The organism is Rhodanobacter humi (genome assembly GCF_041107455.1).
GTDB lineage: Bacteria > Pseudomonadota > Gammaproteobacteria > Xanthomonadales > Rhodanobacteraceae > Rhodanobacter_A.
On the sequence record NZ_JBGBPY010000001.1, the window covers coordinates 2,591,120 to 2,605,613 of the forward strand.

At 69.4% G+C, this 14,494-nt stretch carries 13 protein-coding genes; 5 read left to right on the plus strand and 8 right to left on the minus strand.

What is annotated here, in order from left to right; translation table 11 throughout:
* The first annotated feature begins 72 nt into the window (after window positions 1-72).
* The gene (locus AB7878_RS11310) at window positions 73-915 is read left to right on the plus strand and encodes a response regulator (RefSeq protein WP_369494467.1); all 843 of its coding nucleotides are present in this window, start codon (window positions 73-75) and stop codon (window positions 913-915) included.
* Window positions 912-1,610 carry a uracil-DNA glycosylase gene (gene ung / locus AB7878_RS11315; RefSeq protein WP_369494468.1) on the plus strand — a complete coding sequence of 233 codons (699 nt, stop codon included), beginning with the start codon at window positions 912-914 and terminating at the stop codon, window positions 1,608-1,610. The genes AB7878_RS11310 and ung overlap by 4 nt, the downstream gene beginning before the upstream one ends.
* 4 nt (window positions 1,611-1,614) lie before the next feature.
* Here the strand turns inward: ung and AB7878_RS11320 are convergent, their stop codons facing one another.
* Entirely contained in the window at window positions 1,615-2,298 is a 684-nt protein-coding gene (locus AB7878_RS11320) for a Fe2+-dependent dioxygenase (protein ID WP_369494469.1), read from the minus strand.
* A 255-nt stretch (window positions 2,299-2,553) separates the two neighbouring features.
* Between AB7878_RS11320 and rpoH the strand changes: the two genes are divergently transcribed.
* Entirely contained in the window at window positions 2,554-3,408 is an 855-nt protein-coding gene (gene rpoH / locus AB7878_RS11325) for an RNA polymerase sigma factor RpoH (RefSeq protein WP_369494470.1), read from the plus strand.
* Window positions 3,409-3,512: 104 nt separating this feature from the next.
* Here rpoH and AB7878_RS11330 read toward each other — a convergent pair whose 3' ends face one another.
* The 5 genes from AB7878_RS11330 to AB7878_RS11345 all read right to left on the minus strand — a co-directional run bounded on the left by AB7878_RS11330 (window position 3,513) and on the right by AB7878_RS11345 (window position 9,584).
* Complete coding sequence (locus AB7878_RS11330; protein ID WP_369494471.1) at window positions 3,513-4,778, minus strand: NAD(P)/FAD-dependent oxidoreductase; 1,266 nt, start codon at window positions 4,776-4,778, stop codon at window positions 3,513-3,515.
* Window positions 4,779-4,833: 55 nt separating this feature from the next.
* Window positions 4,834-5,781, minus strand: coding sequence for a sterol desaturase family protein (locus AB7878_RS11335; protein WP_369494472.1), 948 nt, complete (start codon window positions 5,779-5,781; stop codon window positions 4,834-4,836).
* 67 nt (window positions 5,782-5,848) lie between these two features.
* Entirely contained in the window at window positions 5,849-7,558 is a 1,710-nt protein-coding gene (locus tag AB7878_RS11340) for a primosomal protein N' (RefSeq protein ID WP_500809107.1), read from the minus strand.
* Complete coding sequence (locus AB7878_RS18545) at window positions 7,444-8,031, minus strand: primosomal protein N' family DNA-binding protein (RefSeq protein WP_500809105.1); 588 nt, start codon at window positions 8,029-8,031, stop codon at window positions 7,444-7,446. Before AB7878_RS18545 ends, AB7878_RS11340 begins: the two co-directional genes overlap by 115 nt.
* A 398-nt stretch (window positions 8,032-8,429) precedes the next feature.
* The gene (locus AB7878_RS11345) at window positions 8,430-9,584 is read right to left on the minus strand and encodes a DUF3667 domain-containing protein (protein ID WP_369494473.1); all 1,155 of its coding nucleotides are present in this window, start codon (window positions 9,582-9,584) and stop codon (window positions 8,430-8,432) included.
* Between the two features lie 111 nt (window positions 9,585-9,695).
* Between AB7878_RS11345 and AB7878_RS11350 the strand changes: the two genes are divergently transcribed.
* Entirely contained in the window at window positions 9,696-11,108 is a 1,413-nt protein-coding gene (locus tag AB7878_RS11350) for an MATE family efflux transporter (protein ID WP_369494474.1), read from the plus strand.
* A 65-nt stretch (window positions 11,109-11,173) separates the two neighbouring features.
* Window positions 11,174-13,069 (plus strand): signal peptide peptidase SppA, encoded by a 1,896-nt coding sequence (gene sppA / locus AB7878_RS11355; protein ID WP_369494475.1) that lies wholly within the window; start codon window positions 11,174-11,176, stop codon window positions 13,067-13,069.
* A gap of 120 nt (window positions 13,070-13,189) precedes the next feature.
* Here the strand turns inward: sppA and AB7878_RS11360 are convergent, their stop codons facing one another.
* Window positions 13,190-14,017 (minus strand): ABC transporter ATP-binding protein, encoded by an 828-nt coding sequence (locus AB7878_RS11360; RefSeq protein WP_369494476.1) that lies wholly within the window; start codon window positions 14,015-14,017, stop codon window positions 13,190-13,192.
* Window positions 14,018-14,238: 221 nt separating this feature from the next.
* A complete protein-coding gene (locus AB7878_RS11365; RefSeq protein WP_369494477.1) occupies window positions 14,239-14,463 on the minus strand; it encodes a hypothetical protein in 225 nt (74 codons plus the stop codon).
* Window positions 14,464-14,494: the final 31 nt, after the last annotated feature.

Consider the following 14,494-nt stretch of genomic DNA (forward strand, 5'->3'; position numbering starts at 1 on the left):
GGGGCGAACGAAACAGCCCGCCGAGGCGGGCCGTTGTCGGTTACTACATGAAGTCAGGCGAATGGGCAGGGCATGAGTACAAGCATCAGCAACCGGCTGGTCAGCACGGCGCCACGCGTGCTGGTGGTTGACGGTTCCAGGATGGTGCGGCAGATGATCGCCCGCGTGCTGGCGGCCGAGCTGCCGGGCGTGGAGGTGGTGGGCTGCGGCAGCGGCGGCGAGGCGCAGCAGTTGCTGGGCGAGGGCGTGTTCGACTTCATCACCACCGCGCTGCGCCTGCCCGACATGGACGGGCTGGAGCTGGCGCGCTTCGTGCGCGAATCGGCGCCGCAGACCTACGTGCCGATCGTGGTGGTCTCCGGCGACGTGGACGACCGCCTGCACCGCCGCACGCTGGGCGAGGACGTCACCGACTACGTCGACAAGTCGCTGGGCTTCCAGGTGCTGGCCGAGTTCATCCGCGGCTACGTGCGCCCCGAGGGCAGCGCCGAGGGCGAGGTGCTGTACGTGGAGGACAGCCGCGTGGTGGCGCTGGCCACCCGTCGCATGCTGGAGAAGTACGGCCTCACCGTGCACCACGTGATCAGCGTGGAGGATGCGCTGGCGCTGCTGGAAACCGCGAAGGTGCGCGGCGAGGTGGGCGCCGACGTGGTGCTCACCGACGTCAGCCTGAAGGGTGAACTCACCGGCGGCGACCTGCTCGAACGCATCCGCAACCACTTCGGTTACGGCAAGGGCCGCCTGCCGGTGCTGGTGATGACCGGCGACGAGAACCCGGCGAACCAGGCCGCGCTGATCAAGGCCGGCGCGAACGACCTGGTGGAGAAGCCGGTCGAGGAAAAGCTGCTGGTCACCAAGCTGCTGTTCCAGCTGCGCGTGGCGCGGCACCTGCGTTCGCGCGGCGCGGCCGCATGAGCGAGGTGCGACTGGAAGCCACGTGGAAGGCGCGGATCGGCGCGCATCTGGAACGCCCGGGGATGCAGGCGCTGGCCGAATTCCTGCGTGCGGAGAAGCGCGCCGGCAAGGCGATCTATCCGCCCGGGCCGGAGATCTTCGCCGCGTTCGAGCACACGCCGTTCGAGGCGGTGCGCGTGGTGATCCTGGGCCAGGACCCCTACCACGGTCCCGGCCAGGCGCACGGCCTGTGTTTCTCGGTGCGTCCCGGCGTGCCGGTGCCGCCCTCGCTGGTGAACATCTTCAAGGAAATCCAGCGCGACCTCGGCATCGCGCCGCCCGACCATGGCTGCCTCACGCCCTGGGCCGATCGCGGCGTGCTGCTGCTCAATGCGGTGCTCACCGTGGAGCGCGGGCTGGCCGCCGCGCACCAGGGCAAGGGCTGGGAAGGCTTCACCGACGCGGCGATCGACGCGCTCAACCGCGAGCGCGAGGGCATCGTGTTCCTGCTCTGGGGCAGCTACGCCCAGCGCAAGGGCCAGCTGATCGACACGCGCAGGCATTGCGTGCTGAAGAGCGTGCACCCCTCGCCGCTGTCCGCCCACCGCGGCTTCCTCGGCTGCGGGCATTTTTCCGCCGCCAACCGTTACCTGGAAAGCCACGGGCAGGCGCCGGTCGACTGGTCGCTGCCGCCGCGCGCCGCCTTGCCCGGCTGACGGCTCAGCCCGTCACCTCGGCCCACATCCGCAACAGGTTCGCGTGCGAGCGGCTCACGGCGTCGAAGGTCTGGCTCTTGCCCTCGCGGCCGAAGATGTCGCGCTTGGCGCTTTCCAGGTCCCACAGCAGTTCGCGGCGGGCCGCGTCGCGCACCATGCTTTGCACCCAGATGATGGCCGCGTCGCGCACGCCGCGCGTCACCGGATTGACGTGGTGCAAGGTGTTCGCCGGGTAGGCGATGGCGGCGCCGGCGTCCAGCTTGAAGGCGTATTCCATGCCGCCGTTGGCGTGCGTCACCAGCTCGCCGCCGTCGTAGCTCCTGGGGTCGGACAGGAACACGGTGATCGCGATGTCGGTGCGTATCGCGTTGCCCAGGCTGCCCATCACCGGGGCGTCGACGTGCGCGCCGTATTCCATGCCGCCGGTGTAGCGGTTGAACAGCGGCTGGGTGTTCGCTGCCGGCAGCAGCGCCGCCTGCAGCAGCGCATTGCGCTGGAAGGCGGCGCGCACGATGTCGGCGATGCGCGCGTAGTTCGCGCTGCCGGTGTCGATCTGCTGGTTCTTCTTCACGGTACGCGCCGACCAGCCGGCCGTGGCGGAGCCGTCGACGTAGGGGGCGGATTGCAGCTCGGCCCGGATCGCGACTAGCTCCTGGGCGGTCAACACATCGGGTACACAGACGATCAAGTGAACTCCCCCTTCCGGCATGGTATGTCCCCGCATTGTAGTCAGCAGGCCGGCCGCGAGGAACGCGCGGCGCCCGTCCCGACCGTTTTCAAGCCCTGCCGAACGGCCCATGCCCGGTGCCGACACCGAGTGCAGGATGGACAAGCGGCCGACATTTCTGTACGATACGGTTCACTAAAAGCCGTGAACCATTGGCGGCTTTAGCACTCCAACCACCGGAGTGCTAACCTGAAGCCCTTGCATTGGAGGTTTCACATGTCCCAAGCCCTGGCGACCACCAACCTGTCGCTGCCCAGCGTGGTCGGCAGCCTGGATGCCTACATCTCGGCCGTGCACCGCATCCCGGTGCTGAGCCAGGACGAAGAGCAGGCGTTGTCGCGCCGCTACAACGAGGAAGAGGATCTGGCTTCGGCCAAGCAGCTGGTGATGTCGCACCTGCGTTTCGTGGTGCACGTGGCGCGTGGCTACAGCGGCTACGGCCTGCAGCTCGCCGACCTGATCCAGGAAGGCAATATCGGCCTGATGAAGGCGGTCAAGCGTTTCGACCCGGACCAAGGCGTGCGCCTGGTCAGCTTCGCGGTGCACTGGATCCGCGCCGAGATGCACGAGTTCATCCTGAAGAACTGGCGCATCGTGAAGGTCGCCACCACCAAGGCGCAGCGCAAGCTGTTCTTCAACCTGCGCAAGAGCAAGAAGCGCCTGGGCTGGATGAACGCGGCCGAGGTGCGCGCGGTGGCGCAGGATCTGGGTGTGCCCGAGGCCACCGTGCGCGAGATGGAATCGCGCCTGTCCGGCCGTGACATCGGCTTCGAGGCGCCGGCGGATGCCGACGACGATGCCAAGCCCGCGCCGGAAGCGTTCCTGGTCGACGAAGGCGCCGACCCCTACGACAACGTGGCCGAGGCCGACCAGAGCGACAACCTGCTCAGCACGCTGTCCGGTGCGCTGGGCAAGCTGGACGAGCGTTCGCGCCACATCATCCAGCGCCGCTGGCTGGACGAGGACAAGGCCACGCTGCAGGAACTGGCCGACGAGTACGGCGTCTCCGCCGAGCGCATCCGCCAGGTCGAGGCGAACGCGATGAAGAAGATGCGCGGCCTGTTCGCCTGATCTTGTGAAGTAACCGACAACGGCCCGCCTAGGCGGGCCGTTTCCTTTGCCCTCTCCCCCGCGCAGCGGGGGAGAGTTGGAGAGGGGGCCCCCTCTCCGCGATTTCAGCTTTTGCCCTGACCCTCATCCTCACCCGTGATGATCCGCGCGTGTCGCGCCTGGGTCCAGTACGCCATCGCCCAGTCCAGCATCACGACGATCCGGTTGCGGAAGCCGATCAGGAACCAGATGTGGGCGCCCAGCCACACCCACCAGGCGAGCAGGCCGGACAGTTGCAGCTTGCCGAACTGCGCCACCGCCGCCATGCGGCCGATGGTGGCCAACGCGCCCGCGTCGCGGTAGCGGAACGGCATGGCGCGTGTGTCGCCATGCAGGCGTGCGGCGAGCAGGCGAGCCGCGTGCAGGCCCATCTGCTTGGCGGCGGGCGCCACGCCCGGCACCGGCCGGCCGTCCTGCTGCACGCTGGCGAGGTCGCCGAGCACGAACACCTCAGGGTGCCCGGGCAGGGACAGGTCGTCCCGCACGAGCACGCGGCCGGCACGATCCAGCGGCGCATCCAGCAGCCGACCCAGTGGCGAAGCGGCCACCCCGGCGGCCCACAGCACGGTGCGTGCGGCGAGACGCTGCTCGCCCAGCGTCACGCCCTCGCCATCCACCGCCGTCACTGCCTGGCCGAGGCGCACCTGCACGCCCAGGTGTTCGAGTTGCCGTTGCGCTTTCGTCGACAGCGCGGGATCGAACGCGGCCAGCACGCGCGCCCCGCCCTCCACCAGCAGGATGTTCGCCGCACCTGGCTGCGTGCGACGGAACTCGCCGGCCAGCGTGTGCCGCGCGATCTCGGCCAAGGTGCCGGCCAGCTCCACCCCGGTGGCGCCACCGCCCACCACCACGAAGTTGAGCCAGGCCTGGCGACGCACGGGGTCATCCTCCTGCTCGGCGCGCTCGAATGCAGTGAGCACGCGGCGGCGGATCGCCAGCGCGTCGTCCAGGGATTTCAGCCCCGGCGCGTCGGCGGCCCAGTCGTCGTGGCCGAAGTAGGCATGCGCGGCGCCGGTGGCGACGATCAGCCAGTCGTAGGCTAGCGACTCGCGTTGCAGCTGCACGCGACGCTGCGCGAGGTCGATGCCGACGACCTCGTCCATCAGCACGGTGACGTTGCGCTGGTGCCGCAGGATCTGCCGCAGCGGCGCGGCGATCGAGGGCGCCGACAGTCCCGCGGTGGCGACCTGGTACAGCAGGGGCTGGAACAGGTGATGGTTGTGCCGGTCGACCAAGATGATGCGCGCCGCCGCACCGGTCAGCGCGCGGGTGGCGGCGAGTCCGCCGAAGCCGCCGCCGAGTATCACGATGTGGGGCAGTGCATCGGGCATGACGAAGCTCCTTGGGCGCTGCCGATGATTGTAGGCCGCGTCCGCCGACTGCCGGTCAGTGTCCCGTCGATCCCCAGCCGGGCGGCATCACGACCAGCAGTGCGCGTTTCTTCCACGAGTCCGCATGGCGGATATCGCGCCAGAGCAGGCTGATTTCGCCGAAGTAGATGTCGGTGAAATCGTTGGGCTTCTGCGGGCGACTCAGGCCGTACCTGGGCCTGATGTCGGGCGTCTCGCGGCGCAGCGTGCCAAACAGCTTGTCCCATATCGGCAAGGTGTTGCAGTAGTTCGTGTCGATGTATTCCGGGTTGCTGGAGTGGTGGACGCGATGATCCGAAGGCATCAGCAGCAGGGTGTCGAGGAAGCAGCCGGATTTGCCGGATGGCCAGAGCTCCTCGCTGCAATGGATCAGCGAGCCCCAGCAGGCATCGATCACCATGCACAGGATCAACAGCTCCATCGGCACGCCAAGGATCGAGCAGATCGCCGTGCGTATGAAGTTCGCGTAGGTGCCCTGCAGGAAGAACGCGGCGAAGATCACGCCGAGATTCATGTGCACGGGGGCATGGTGCGGCGAGTGCAGTACCCACAACAGCCGGACCTTGTGGCAGGTCCAGTGGTAGACGAAGTGGCTCAGCTCCCACACCACGTAGGCATAGAAGAACCAGCCGACGCGCAGTGTCGCAGTGAAGGGCGCGAGCGCGGCGAAGTGCCGCTGCGTCCACAGGAATACGTCGACGTTGACCAGCAGGCCGATGATCCAGTTGAACACGTACATCAGCACGGGGATCTTGTAGGCCGCATAGAGCTTGCCCGACGAGCGGCGCCAGGCCCAGACCAGGAAGGCGATCTCGCACATCAGGATCGCGGGGAAGATCGGCGAGACCACCGCCTCGATGCCCTGGATGCTCTCGAACGAAGCCAAGGTCAGCTGATGCGTGGACCGCAGCGTCTCGATGCCGCCAAGGCCGAAGAAGTTGACCAGCGCTTCGGGCAATTTCATTCGGCCTCCCATCGTCGTTCGGCCGATGCTAGTGCGGCGCGAAATTTGACGGGGTGAAACTGCGCAATCAGTAGAGATCGATCGGATCCACGTCCAGCGACCAGCGCACCTTGCGCGCGGCGGGCAGGCGCGCGAGTTGCGCGGCCCAGGGGCGCAGCGCGGCGTGCAGGTCGCGACGGTTCGTCGCTTCCAGCAGCAGTTGGCCGCGCTGGCGGCCGGCGCGCAGCGGCATCGGTGCGGGCATCGGGCCGGCGACCTGCAGGCCATGCTCCGGCGGCAGCGCGGCGCAGGCTTCGGCGAGGAACGCATCGACCGCCGCGCGCTGGGTGGCTTCGGCGCGCAGCAGCACCTGGTGCGCATACGGCGGCAGCAGGCTCTGCCGGCGTTCGGCGAGCAGGCTCTGCGCGGCGGTGGCATAGCCTTGCGCCAGCAGCTGGCGCAGCAGCGGGTGGTCTGGGTGATGGGTCTGCAGCAGCACACGGCCCGGCTTGGCGGCGCGTCCGGCGCGTCCGGCCACCTGCACCAGCTGTTGCGCCAGCCGTTCGCCGGCGCGGAAGTCCAGGCTGAGCAGGCCCTCGTCCACGCCCGCGATGGCGACCAGGGTGAGGTGGGGCAGGTCGTGGCCCTTGGCCAGCATCTGAGTGCCGACCAGGATCGCCGGCTTCGCCTCGTCGCGCAGGCCGTCGAGCAGGTGTTCGAAGGCATCGCGGCGGCGCGTGGTCTCGCGGTCGATGCGGAGCACGGGTATGTCGGGGAAGCGTGCGGCCAGCGCCTCCTCCAGCCGCTCGGTGCCCTGGCCCAGCGGCTTCAGCTCGGTGGCGCCGCAGGCAGGGCAGGTAGTGGGCAGGCGGGCGTGATGGTCGCAGTGGTGGCAGACCAGCATGCGCCGACCGGCGTGCAGGGTCAGCGGGCGCTCGCAGCGCGGGCAGTCGGCGTGCCAGCCGCAGGCGTGGCACAGCAGGACCGGCGCGTAGCCGCGGCGGTTCTTGAACACCAGCGCCTGCTCGCCGCGCGCCACGGTTTCGGCCACCGCGGCGAGCAGGGTGGGCGAGAGGCCGTGGTCGAGGCGCTGCGCACGCATGTCCACGATCTGCACCGTGGGCGGGCGTACCGCGCCGGGGCGGGCGCGCAGGTGCAGCGCGCGGTAGCGGCCGGCCTCCACGTTCGCCAGCGATTCCAGCGAGGGCGTGCCCGAGCCCAGCAGCACCGGCACGCCCAGCGCGCGGGCGCGCACCACGGCGAGGTCGCGGGCGTGGTAGCGGAAGCCTTCCTGCTGCTTGTAGGCGCCGTCGTGCTCCTCGTCGACGATGACCAGGCCGGCCTGCGGCAGCGGGGTGAACACTGCCGAACGGGTGCCCAGGATCACCTTCGCCTCACCCGAACGGGCACGCAGCCAGGCACGGGCGCGCTCGCCTTCGGCGAGGTTGGAGTGGATCACCTCCACCGCCACGCCGAGGCGCTCGCGCAGGCGGCGCAGGGTCTGCGGAGCGAGGCCGATCTCCGGCACCAGCAGCAGGGCCTGCCGGCCCTGCACCAGTACCCGCTCGATCAGGGCGAGGTAGACCTCGGTCTTGCCGCTGCCGGTGACGCCGTCGAGCAGGAAGGGCTGGTAGCGGCCGAGATCGCCGGCCACCGCGGCCACGGCCTGCTGCTGCTCTCCGCTCAGCGCGGGCGCGGTGCGGGTGGTGACGGTGTGGCTGGCCGTCCGCTCGCCGCGTTCGACGAGGCCGGCCGCGAGCAGCCGTCGCGCGCCAGCGGCAGCCGTCCGGGCAGGCAGGCGTCCAGCTCGGCGGCGCCCAGCGGGCCGGCGGCGAGTTCGGCGAGCAGGGCGTGGCTGGCGCCGCGGCGACTGCCGGCATCCAGCGCGCTGCGTCCGGCCGTGCTGAGCGACCAGCATGCCTCGCCCAATGGCGGCAGCGGCTTCGCCTCGCGCAGCGCCAGCGGCAGCGCGTTCGCGTAGGCCTCGCCGGGGGCGCCCAGCCAGTAGTCGGCGGCCCAGGCCAGGGTCTGCATCAGCTCGGCGTCGAGCAGGGGTTCGTCGTCGAGCCGGCGCAGCGCGCGTTTCAGCTTGCCGGTGCCCACCGTGGCTTCCACGCCCGTGGCGACCACCACGCCCACCGCCTGGCCGCGGCCGAACGGCACCAGCACCCGGCTGCCCGGCTGCACCGCGCCGCCGGTCGCGGGCGGCAGGTAGTCGAACAAGGTGGGCAGGGGAACCGGCAGGGCGACGCGCAGGACGGCGGGCATCATGGCGCCAAGTTTAACGGGACGCCCGGCCGCGCCGAGGCCGCATTCTCCGTGCAAGCGGCAGGCGGGTCGAGGCTTGCGGAGACATGCTGCCCAAGGGTCGAGGAATCAGGCGCAAGTCACTCAACCGCGCAGGTTTTTCCGCTTATCCACAAGGCCTGTGGACAAGTCTGTGGATGGCGCGGGGACGAGGGGCGCCGAAGCGCATGGCGGCGCCCTTCGCGACAGTCTGGACATGTTTTGGTCACGTAAAAAATGCTTTTCATATCAGCAGGTTGCAATCCATGGTCGGCGACCGTTCATCCAGTGACCGGGCCGCATGACACGCCTTGACAGGTGGGTGACGCTGTGCAAAACCGCGGCCAAGTCGCTGTGGCAGGGGGTGCCGCGGCGCATGCCGTTCAGTGCGCCAAGCCCAGCACGAAGGCGAACAGCAGCACGAAACCGAGCAACCAGAAGTAGCACCAGCCGATGCACCAGTATTTCAGCAGGGTCATCGGCCAGCCCTGCCGATAGATGCGCTTCTGCATCAGCAGCAGGTAGATCGGCGCCCATAGCACCAGCAGCCGCTCCAGCCAGTTCAGCGGGGACGTGGTCCACAACGCATGTGGCTCCAGCCAGCTGGCAAACATGGCCAGCAGCGTGCACAGCAGCAGCCACAGGAACAGGAAGGCCTGGCTGTGCAGCGCCACGATCACGTGCTCCATGTAGAGCCGCCGCTTGAACACGTAGAACAGCTTCAGCAGCAGGGCGAACACCGGCACCAGCACCAGCATCGCGCCCGGCAGCTTGCCGAAGACGCCGTTGATCATGCGTTCCTTGGCCGCCTCGCGGCTCACCGGGTCGCCGTGCCGGTAGGCGTGCCAGTTGTCGTTGATGTGCTCGCGGACCGCATTCAAGCGCTGGTTGGCGAAATCAGGAAGCCAGGCGACGTGCACCGGCTGCATCGGCGTGCTGGCGGCATTGCGGTCGATCGCCGGGGCCGTGGCGCTGGATGCCGGCAGCGGCGGGGCGTGCAGCTCGACCAGACGCTGGCTCGCGGCTGCGCGCAGTCGCAGCTTCGCCTGGGTCGCCTGCGTGGCCATCACGTCGCTGCCGATGGTCTGCACGGCGTTCAGCGCGTTGACCTTCTGGTCGAGCAGTTCGCGCACCTCGTCCGCGCTGTCGGCCTGCGCGAAATCGGTGCCGCGGTCGAGCAGCACGTGTTGCTGGCGCTGTTCCACGCTGTGGCTGATCGCCTCCGAGGTGGCCAGGTGCAACACGAAGAAGCTCAGCAGGCACAGCACGAACATCAGCCGGAACGGCGCGATGTAGCGCACGCGGCGACCGGCGAAATATTCCAGGGTGAGGAAGCCGGGCTTCAGGAACAGCGGCGGCAGCGTGTGCAGGATGCGGCTGTCGATGTGCAGCACCGTTTCCACGGTCTCTTCGGCCATGTGGTGCATCGGCTTCAGCACGCTGTGCATGGACTGGCCGCACTCGTGGCAGTACTCGCCCGCCAGTGGCGTGCCGCAGTTGGCGCAGTGCAGGCCTTCGTGGCTGACCAGTGACTTCATTGCGTACCCCTCGATTCCGCTGCAGCGCGCGATCTTGGCACAGCCCGCCGCGCGCGACAGCCCTGCCGGAAGGCTCGGGTAGAATGACCGCCCGCTGGAGCCCTTAGTCCCATGAAATCGCTACGCCCCGAACGTGCCCGCGTGCGGCACGAGATCGGCGCCACCGTGCGCCTCGCCATCCCGCTGATCTTGGCGCAGCTCGCCGCGATCGGCAGCAACGTGATCGACGCGGTGCTGTCCGGCCACGTCAGCGCCCACGTGCTGGGCGCGGTGGCGGTGGGCGCCAGCCTCTGGTCGCTGGCGATCGTCTGCGGCATCGGCACGATGATGTCCGTGCCGCCCTCGGTGGCGCAGCTGGATGGTGCCGGCCGCCGCGACGAAGTGGGTGGCGTGTTCCGTCAGGCGCTGTGGCTGGCGCTCGCGATGGGCGTGCTGCTGTGGTTCGCGGTGCGCCATGCGGGACCGCTGATCGACCTGATCGGGGTGGCGCCCAGCCTGCGCCACGACGTGGAGCGCTTCCTGTTCGCGATCAGCTGGGGGGCGCCCGCGCTGACCTGCTACTTCGCGTTGCGCGGCCTGTCCGAAGGCCTGTCACTGACCCGGCCGTCGATGTTCTTCGGCTTCGGCGGCCTCGTGGTGCTGGTGCCGTTGGGCTACGTGCTGATGTTCGGCAAGCTGGGCATTCCGCCGCAGGGCGCGCACGGTTGCGGCATCGCCACCGCCACCGTGCTGTGGCTGGAGATGCTGGGCTTCGCCACCTACGTGCTGAAGCACCGCAACTATCGCGGGCTGAACCTGCTGGAACGTTTCGAATGGCCGCACTGGCGGCGCATCGGCGCGCTGCTGCACATCGGCGCGCCGATGGCGGTGACCTTGCTGGCCGAGGGCGGCCTGTTCGTGGCCGCGGCGCTGCTGCTCAGCACGCTGGGCGAGGACGTGATCGCCAGCCACCAGGTGGCGCTCAATGTCGCCGCGCTGTTCTTCATGATCCCGCTGGGCCTGGCGATGGCGATCACCGTGCGGGTGGGCAACGCGGTGGGCCGCGGCGACGCGCGCGGCGTGCGCTACGCCGGTTTCTGCGGCATCGGCCTGACCCTGCTCACGCAACTGGTCTCGGCCTCGCTGATGCTGGCGCTGCCGCATTTCATCGCCTCGTTGTACACGCACGACGACAAGGTCATCGAGCTGGCGGCGCAGCTGATCGTGCTGGCGGGCTTCTTCCAGTTCTCCGACGGCATCCAGGTGGCCGCGAACGGTGCGCTGCGCGGGCTCAAGGACACCCGCGCGCCGATGGCGATCACGCTGTTCGCCTACTGGGGCGTGGGCATGCCCGTCGGCTGGTGGCTGGCGTTCCACCACGGCCTGGGCGCGCGCGGCATGTGGATGGGCTTGATCGCCGGCCTCAGCGTGGCGGCGGCGATGCTGTTCACGCGCTTCTGGCGCAGCGCCTGGCGCGAGCGCTGGCGCCGGTATGCACCGGGTGCGGCGGAGGTGCCGATACCGGTCGCCCCCGGCATGACGTGATGCCGCGCGAGCGGCTACGCTAGCGCGAATCCACAGCGAAGCCCGCACCGATGCCGCCACCGCCCATGCCGTCCCGTTCCCCGTCGTCGCCCGCGACCCCGCCGCCGCGTCGCCACGGTTTCTGGGCGGTGCTGTGCGGCATCGGCCGCGGCATCAACGTGGTGCGGCTGCTGATCATCAACGCGGTGTTCTTCTTCCTGCTGCTGATCGTGTTGCTGCTGGTCGTCGGCGGCATCGCCGGCAGCCGCGCGTCGCGCACCGTGGCGGACGGCAGCGTGCTGGTGCTCAAGCTCGATGGCAAGTTGGTCGAGCAGTACAGCATCGACCCCATGCAGCGTGCGCTGGCGCGGCTGTCCGGCAACAAGTCGGAGCAGGTGCAGCTGCGCGACCTGGTCGGCGCGATCGACGCTGCGGCCAAGGACAAACGCATCGGCCGCATCCTGCTGTTGCCCGGCGAGCTGCACGCGGGTGGCTTCGCCGCGCTGCGCGAGGTGGGCGCGGCGCTGGACCGCTTCCGCGCCACCGGCAAGCCGGTGATCGCCTGGGCGGCGAACCTGGACCAGGGCCAGTACTACCTGGCCGCGCATGCCGACAAGGTGCTGCTCGATCCGCAGGGCGGCCTGCTGCTCACCGGCCTGGCGAACTACCGGCTGTTCTACAAGGACCTGCTCGACAAGCTCGGCGTGGACGTGCACCTGTTCCGCGTGGGCCAGTTCAAGAGCGCGGCCGAGCCCTGGATCCTCGACCACGCCTCGCCCGCCGCGAAGGAGGCCGACGGCTACTGGATGGGCGGGCTGTGGGACGAATACCTCGCCGAGGTGGCGAAGTTGCGCAAGCTCGACCCCGCGGCGTTGCGCGCCGACATCGACAACCTGCCGCAGACCATTGCCAGCACCCAGGGCGACCTGGCGAAGCTGGCGCTGGACGAGCACCTGATCGACGGCACCGCCACCCGCGCCCAGCTGATCGCGATGCTGCACGCGCAAGGCGTGCCTGCCGCGAAGAACGGCCACGGTTTCCGCGCCGTCGACCTGGCGCAATACGCCGCCGACCTGCCGACGAGCCAGAGCGTTTTCGCGCCGGGCGTGACCGTGGTGGTGGCCGAGGGCGAGATCGCCGGCGGCAAGCGTCCGCCGGGGGCTATCGGTGGCGAATCCACCGCCGCGCTGATCCGCGCCGCGCGCGAGGACAAGCGCACCAAGGCGCTGGTGCTGCGCGTCGATTCGCCCGGCGGCGAGGTGTACGCCGCCGAGCAGATCCGCCGCGAGGTCGAGCTCACCCGCGAGGCCGGCATCCCGGTAGTGGTGTCGATGGGCGACGTGGCCGCCAGCGGCGGCTACTGGATCTCGATGAACGCCAACCGCATCTTCGCCGAGCCGAACACCATCACCGGCTCGATCGGCATCTTCGGCATGTATTACACGGTGCCGAACACGCTGGCCAAGTTCGGCATCACCAGCGACGGCGTGGCCACCGGGCCGATGGCCGGCGCGTTCGACATCACGCGTCCGCTCGATCCCAAGGTGGGCACGGTGATCCAGGCGATCATCGACAAGGGCTACCGCGATTTCGTGGGCGGCGTGGCCAAGGCGCGCGGCAAGAGCTTCGATGCGATCGATGCGATCGCCCAGGGCCGCGTGTGGACGGGCAGCCAGGCGCTGGACCGCGGCCTGGTCGACCAGCTTGGCGGGCAGGGCGACGCGGTGACCGAGGCCGCCAACCTCGCCAAGCTGGGCAAGGATTACCCGGTGCGCTACCAGCAGGCGCCGCAGGGCGCGTTCGAGCGCTTCATGGTCGGCTTCAGCCAGAACGCCGGCGTCGAACTGCTGCAGTCCTGGGGCGTGCGGTTGCCGCCGTGGTTCGCGCAGATCCACGCGCTGGCGCCGGAGCTGTCGCTGCTGCGCGATGCGAAGGCCGGCACGCCGAACGTCTACGCGTACTGCTTCTGCTCGCCGCATTGAGCGGCGCGTCGCGCAACCGGCGTGTCGCTGCGGAACCGACGGTCGCGCGGCTGCTGGCGTAGGTCGGGATTCATCCCGACAACGCTTTTCCCGAGGCATCGGGTCGGGATGAATCCCAACCTACGGCGACTCCACCGTGGCGTGGTACCAATCGCCGTGCCGCGTCACGCGCACCGGCATGCCGAACGTCTCACCCAGCGCGGCGTCGGTGAGCGTGACGGCCTTGTCGCCCTGGTGCAGCACGCGGCCATCCTTGAGCAGCAGCACTTGGCCGATCTCGGGGAGGATTTCCTCGACATGGTGGGTCACCAGCAGCAAGGTGGTGCCGCCGCGGGCCAGCACACGCAGGCTTTCCAGGAAGCGGCGGCGGCTGGCGGGGTCCAGCCCCGCGCAGGGTTCGTCCAGCAGCAGCGCGCGCGGGTGGTGCACCAGGGCGCGGGCGATCAGCACGCGGCGCGCCTCGCCGGTGGACAGGCTGGCCATGGCGCGGCCGATCAGCTGGCCGGCGCCGAGCTGTTCCAGCGCCGTCCGCGCGCGTTCGTGCATATCGTCGCTGACGCGATGATCCAGGCCGAGGCCGCGTGCGGCGAAGAAGCCGGAGACCACCGCCTCGAACACTTCCAGCGGCACGTCGCTGGTGTAGTCGTTCTGCAGTGCGGGGGAGACGATGCCCAGCAGCCCGCGCAGCTCGGCCACATTCCAATGCGTGCGGCCGAACACGCGCACCGGGTTGCCACCGTCGCTCGGCACCAGCGGATACAGCTGGCGCGCGACCAGCTGCACCAGGGTGGACTTGCCCGAGCCGTTCGCGCCGAGGATCGCAGTGTGTCGGCCCGCCTCGACGCGCAGGCTGAAACGGTCCAGCGCGGGGCGGCCGCCGCGCAGCACGGTGGCGTCGTTGATCTCCAGCAATGGCAGGGTGGAGGCATTGGTGGCGTCGGCATTCATGCGTCGAACCATGCCGGCAAACCCCATGGCCTGCAAGGCGTACGGACGTCGAGACGTCCAAACGAAGCGCGGTGGATTGTCGAGAAAGCGCTTTCCTGCGCTTTCCCGACTCGCTTGGCCCGGTGTGGCCGGGCCAAGCTCCGCCGATCCGGCGCGTGCGCGCCCGACCGGCGAGCGATCCATCCATGGATCGCAGTAGCGGGCTGTCTTGTGGCAGCCCGCTACTGCGTCTGCGCCTCGATCTGCTTGCGCTGGTCCTCGGCCTGCTTGTCCACGATCTTCTGCACGTCCTTCGCGCGCTGTTCGTCGGCCTTCATCGCATCCCACGGCGTGGCAACGCGGCTGCTGGCGGCGGCAGCGGGTTGCGCGGCGGCTTGCGGTGTCGGCGGCTTGCCGGAACAGGCGGCGAGGGCGAGCAGGCACAACAGTGGCAGCATGGTTTTCATCGCAGGGCCCTCGTCGGATGCAGGCTTCGAG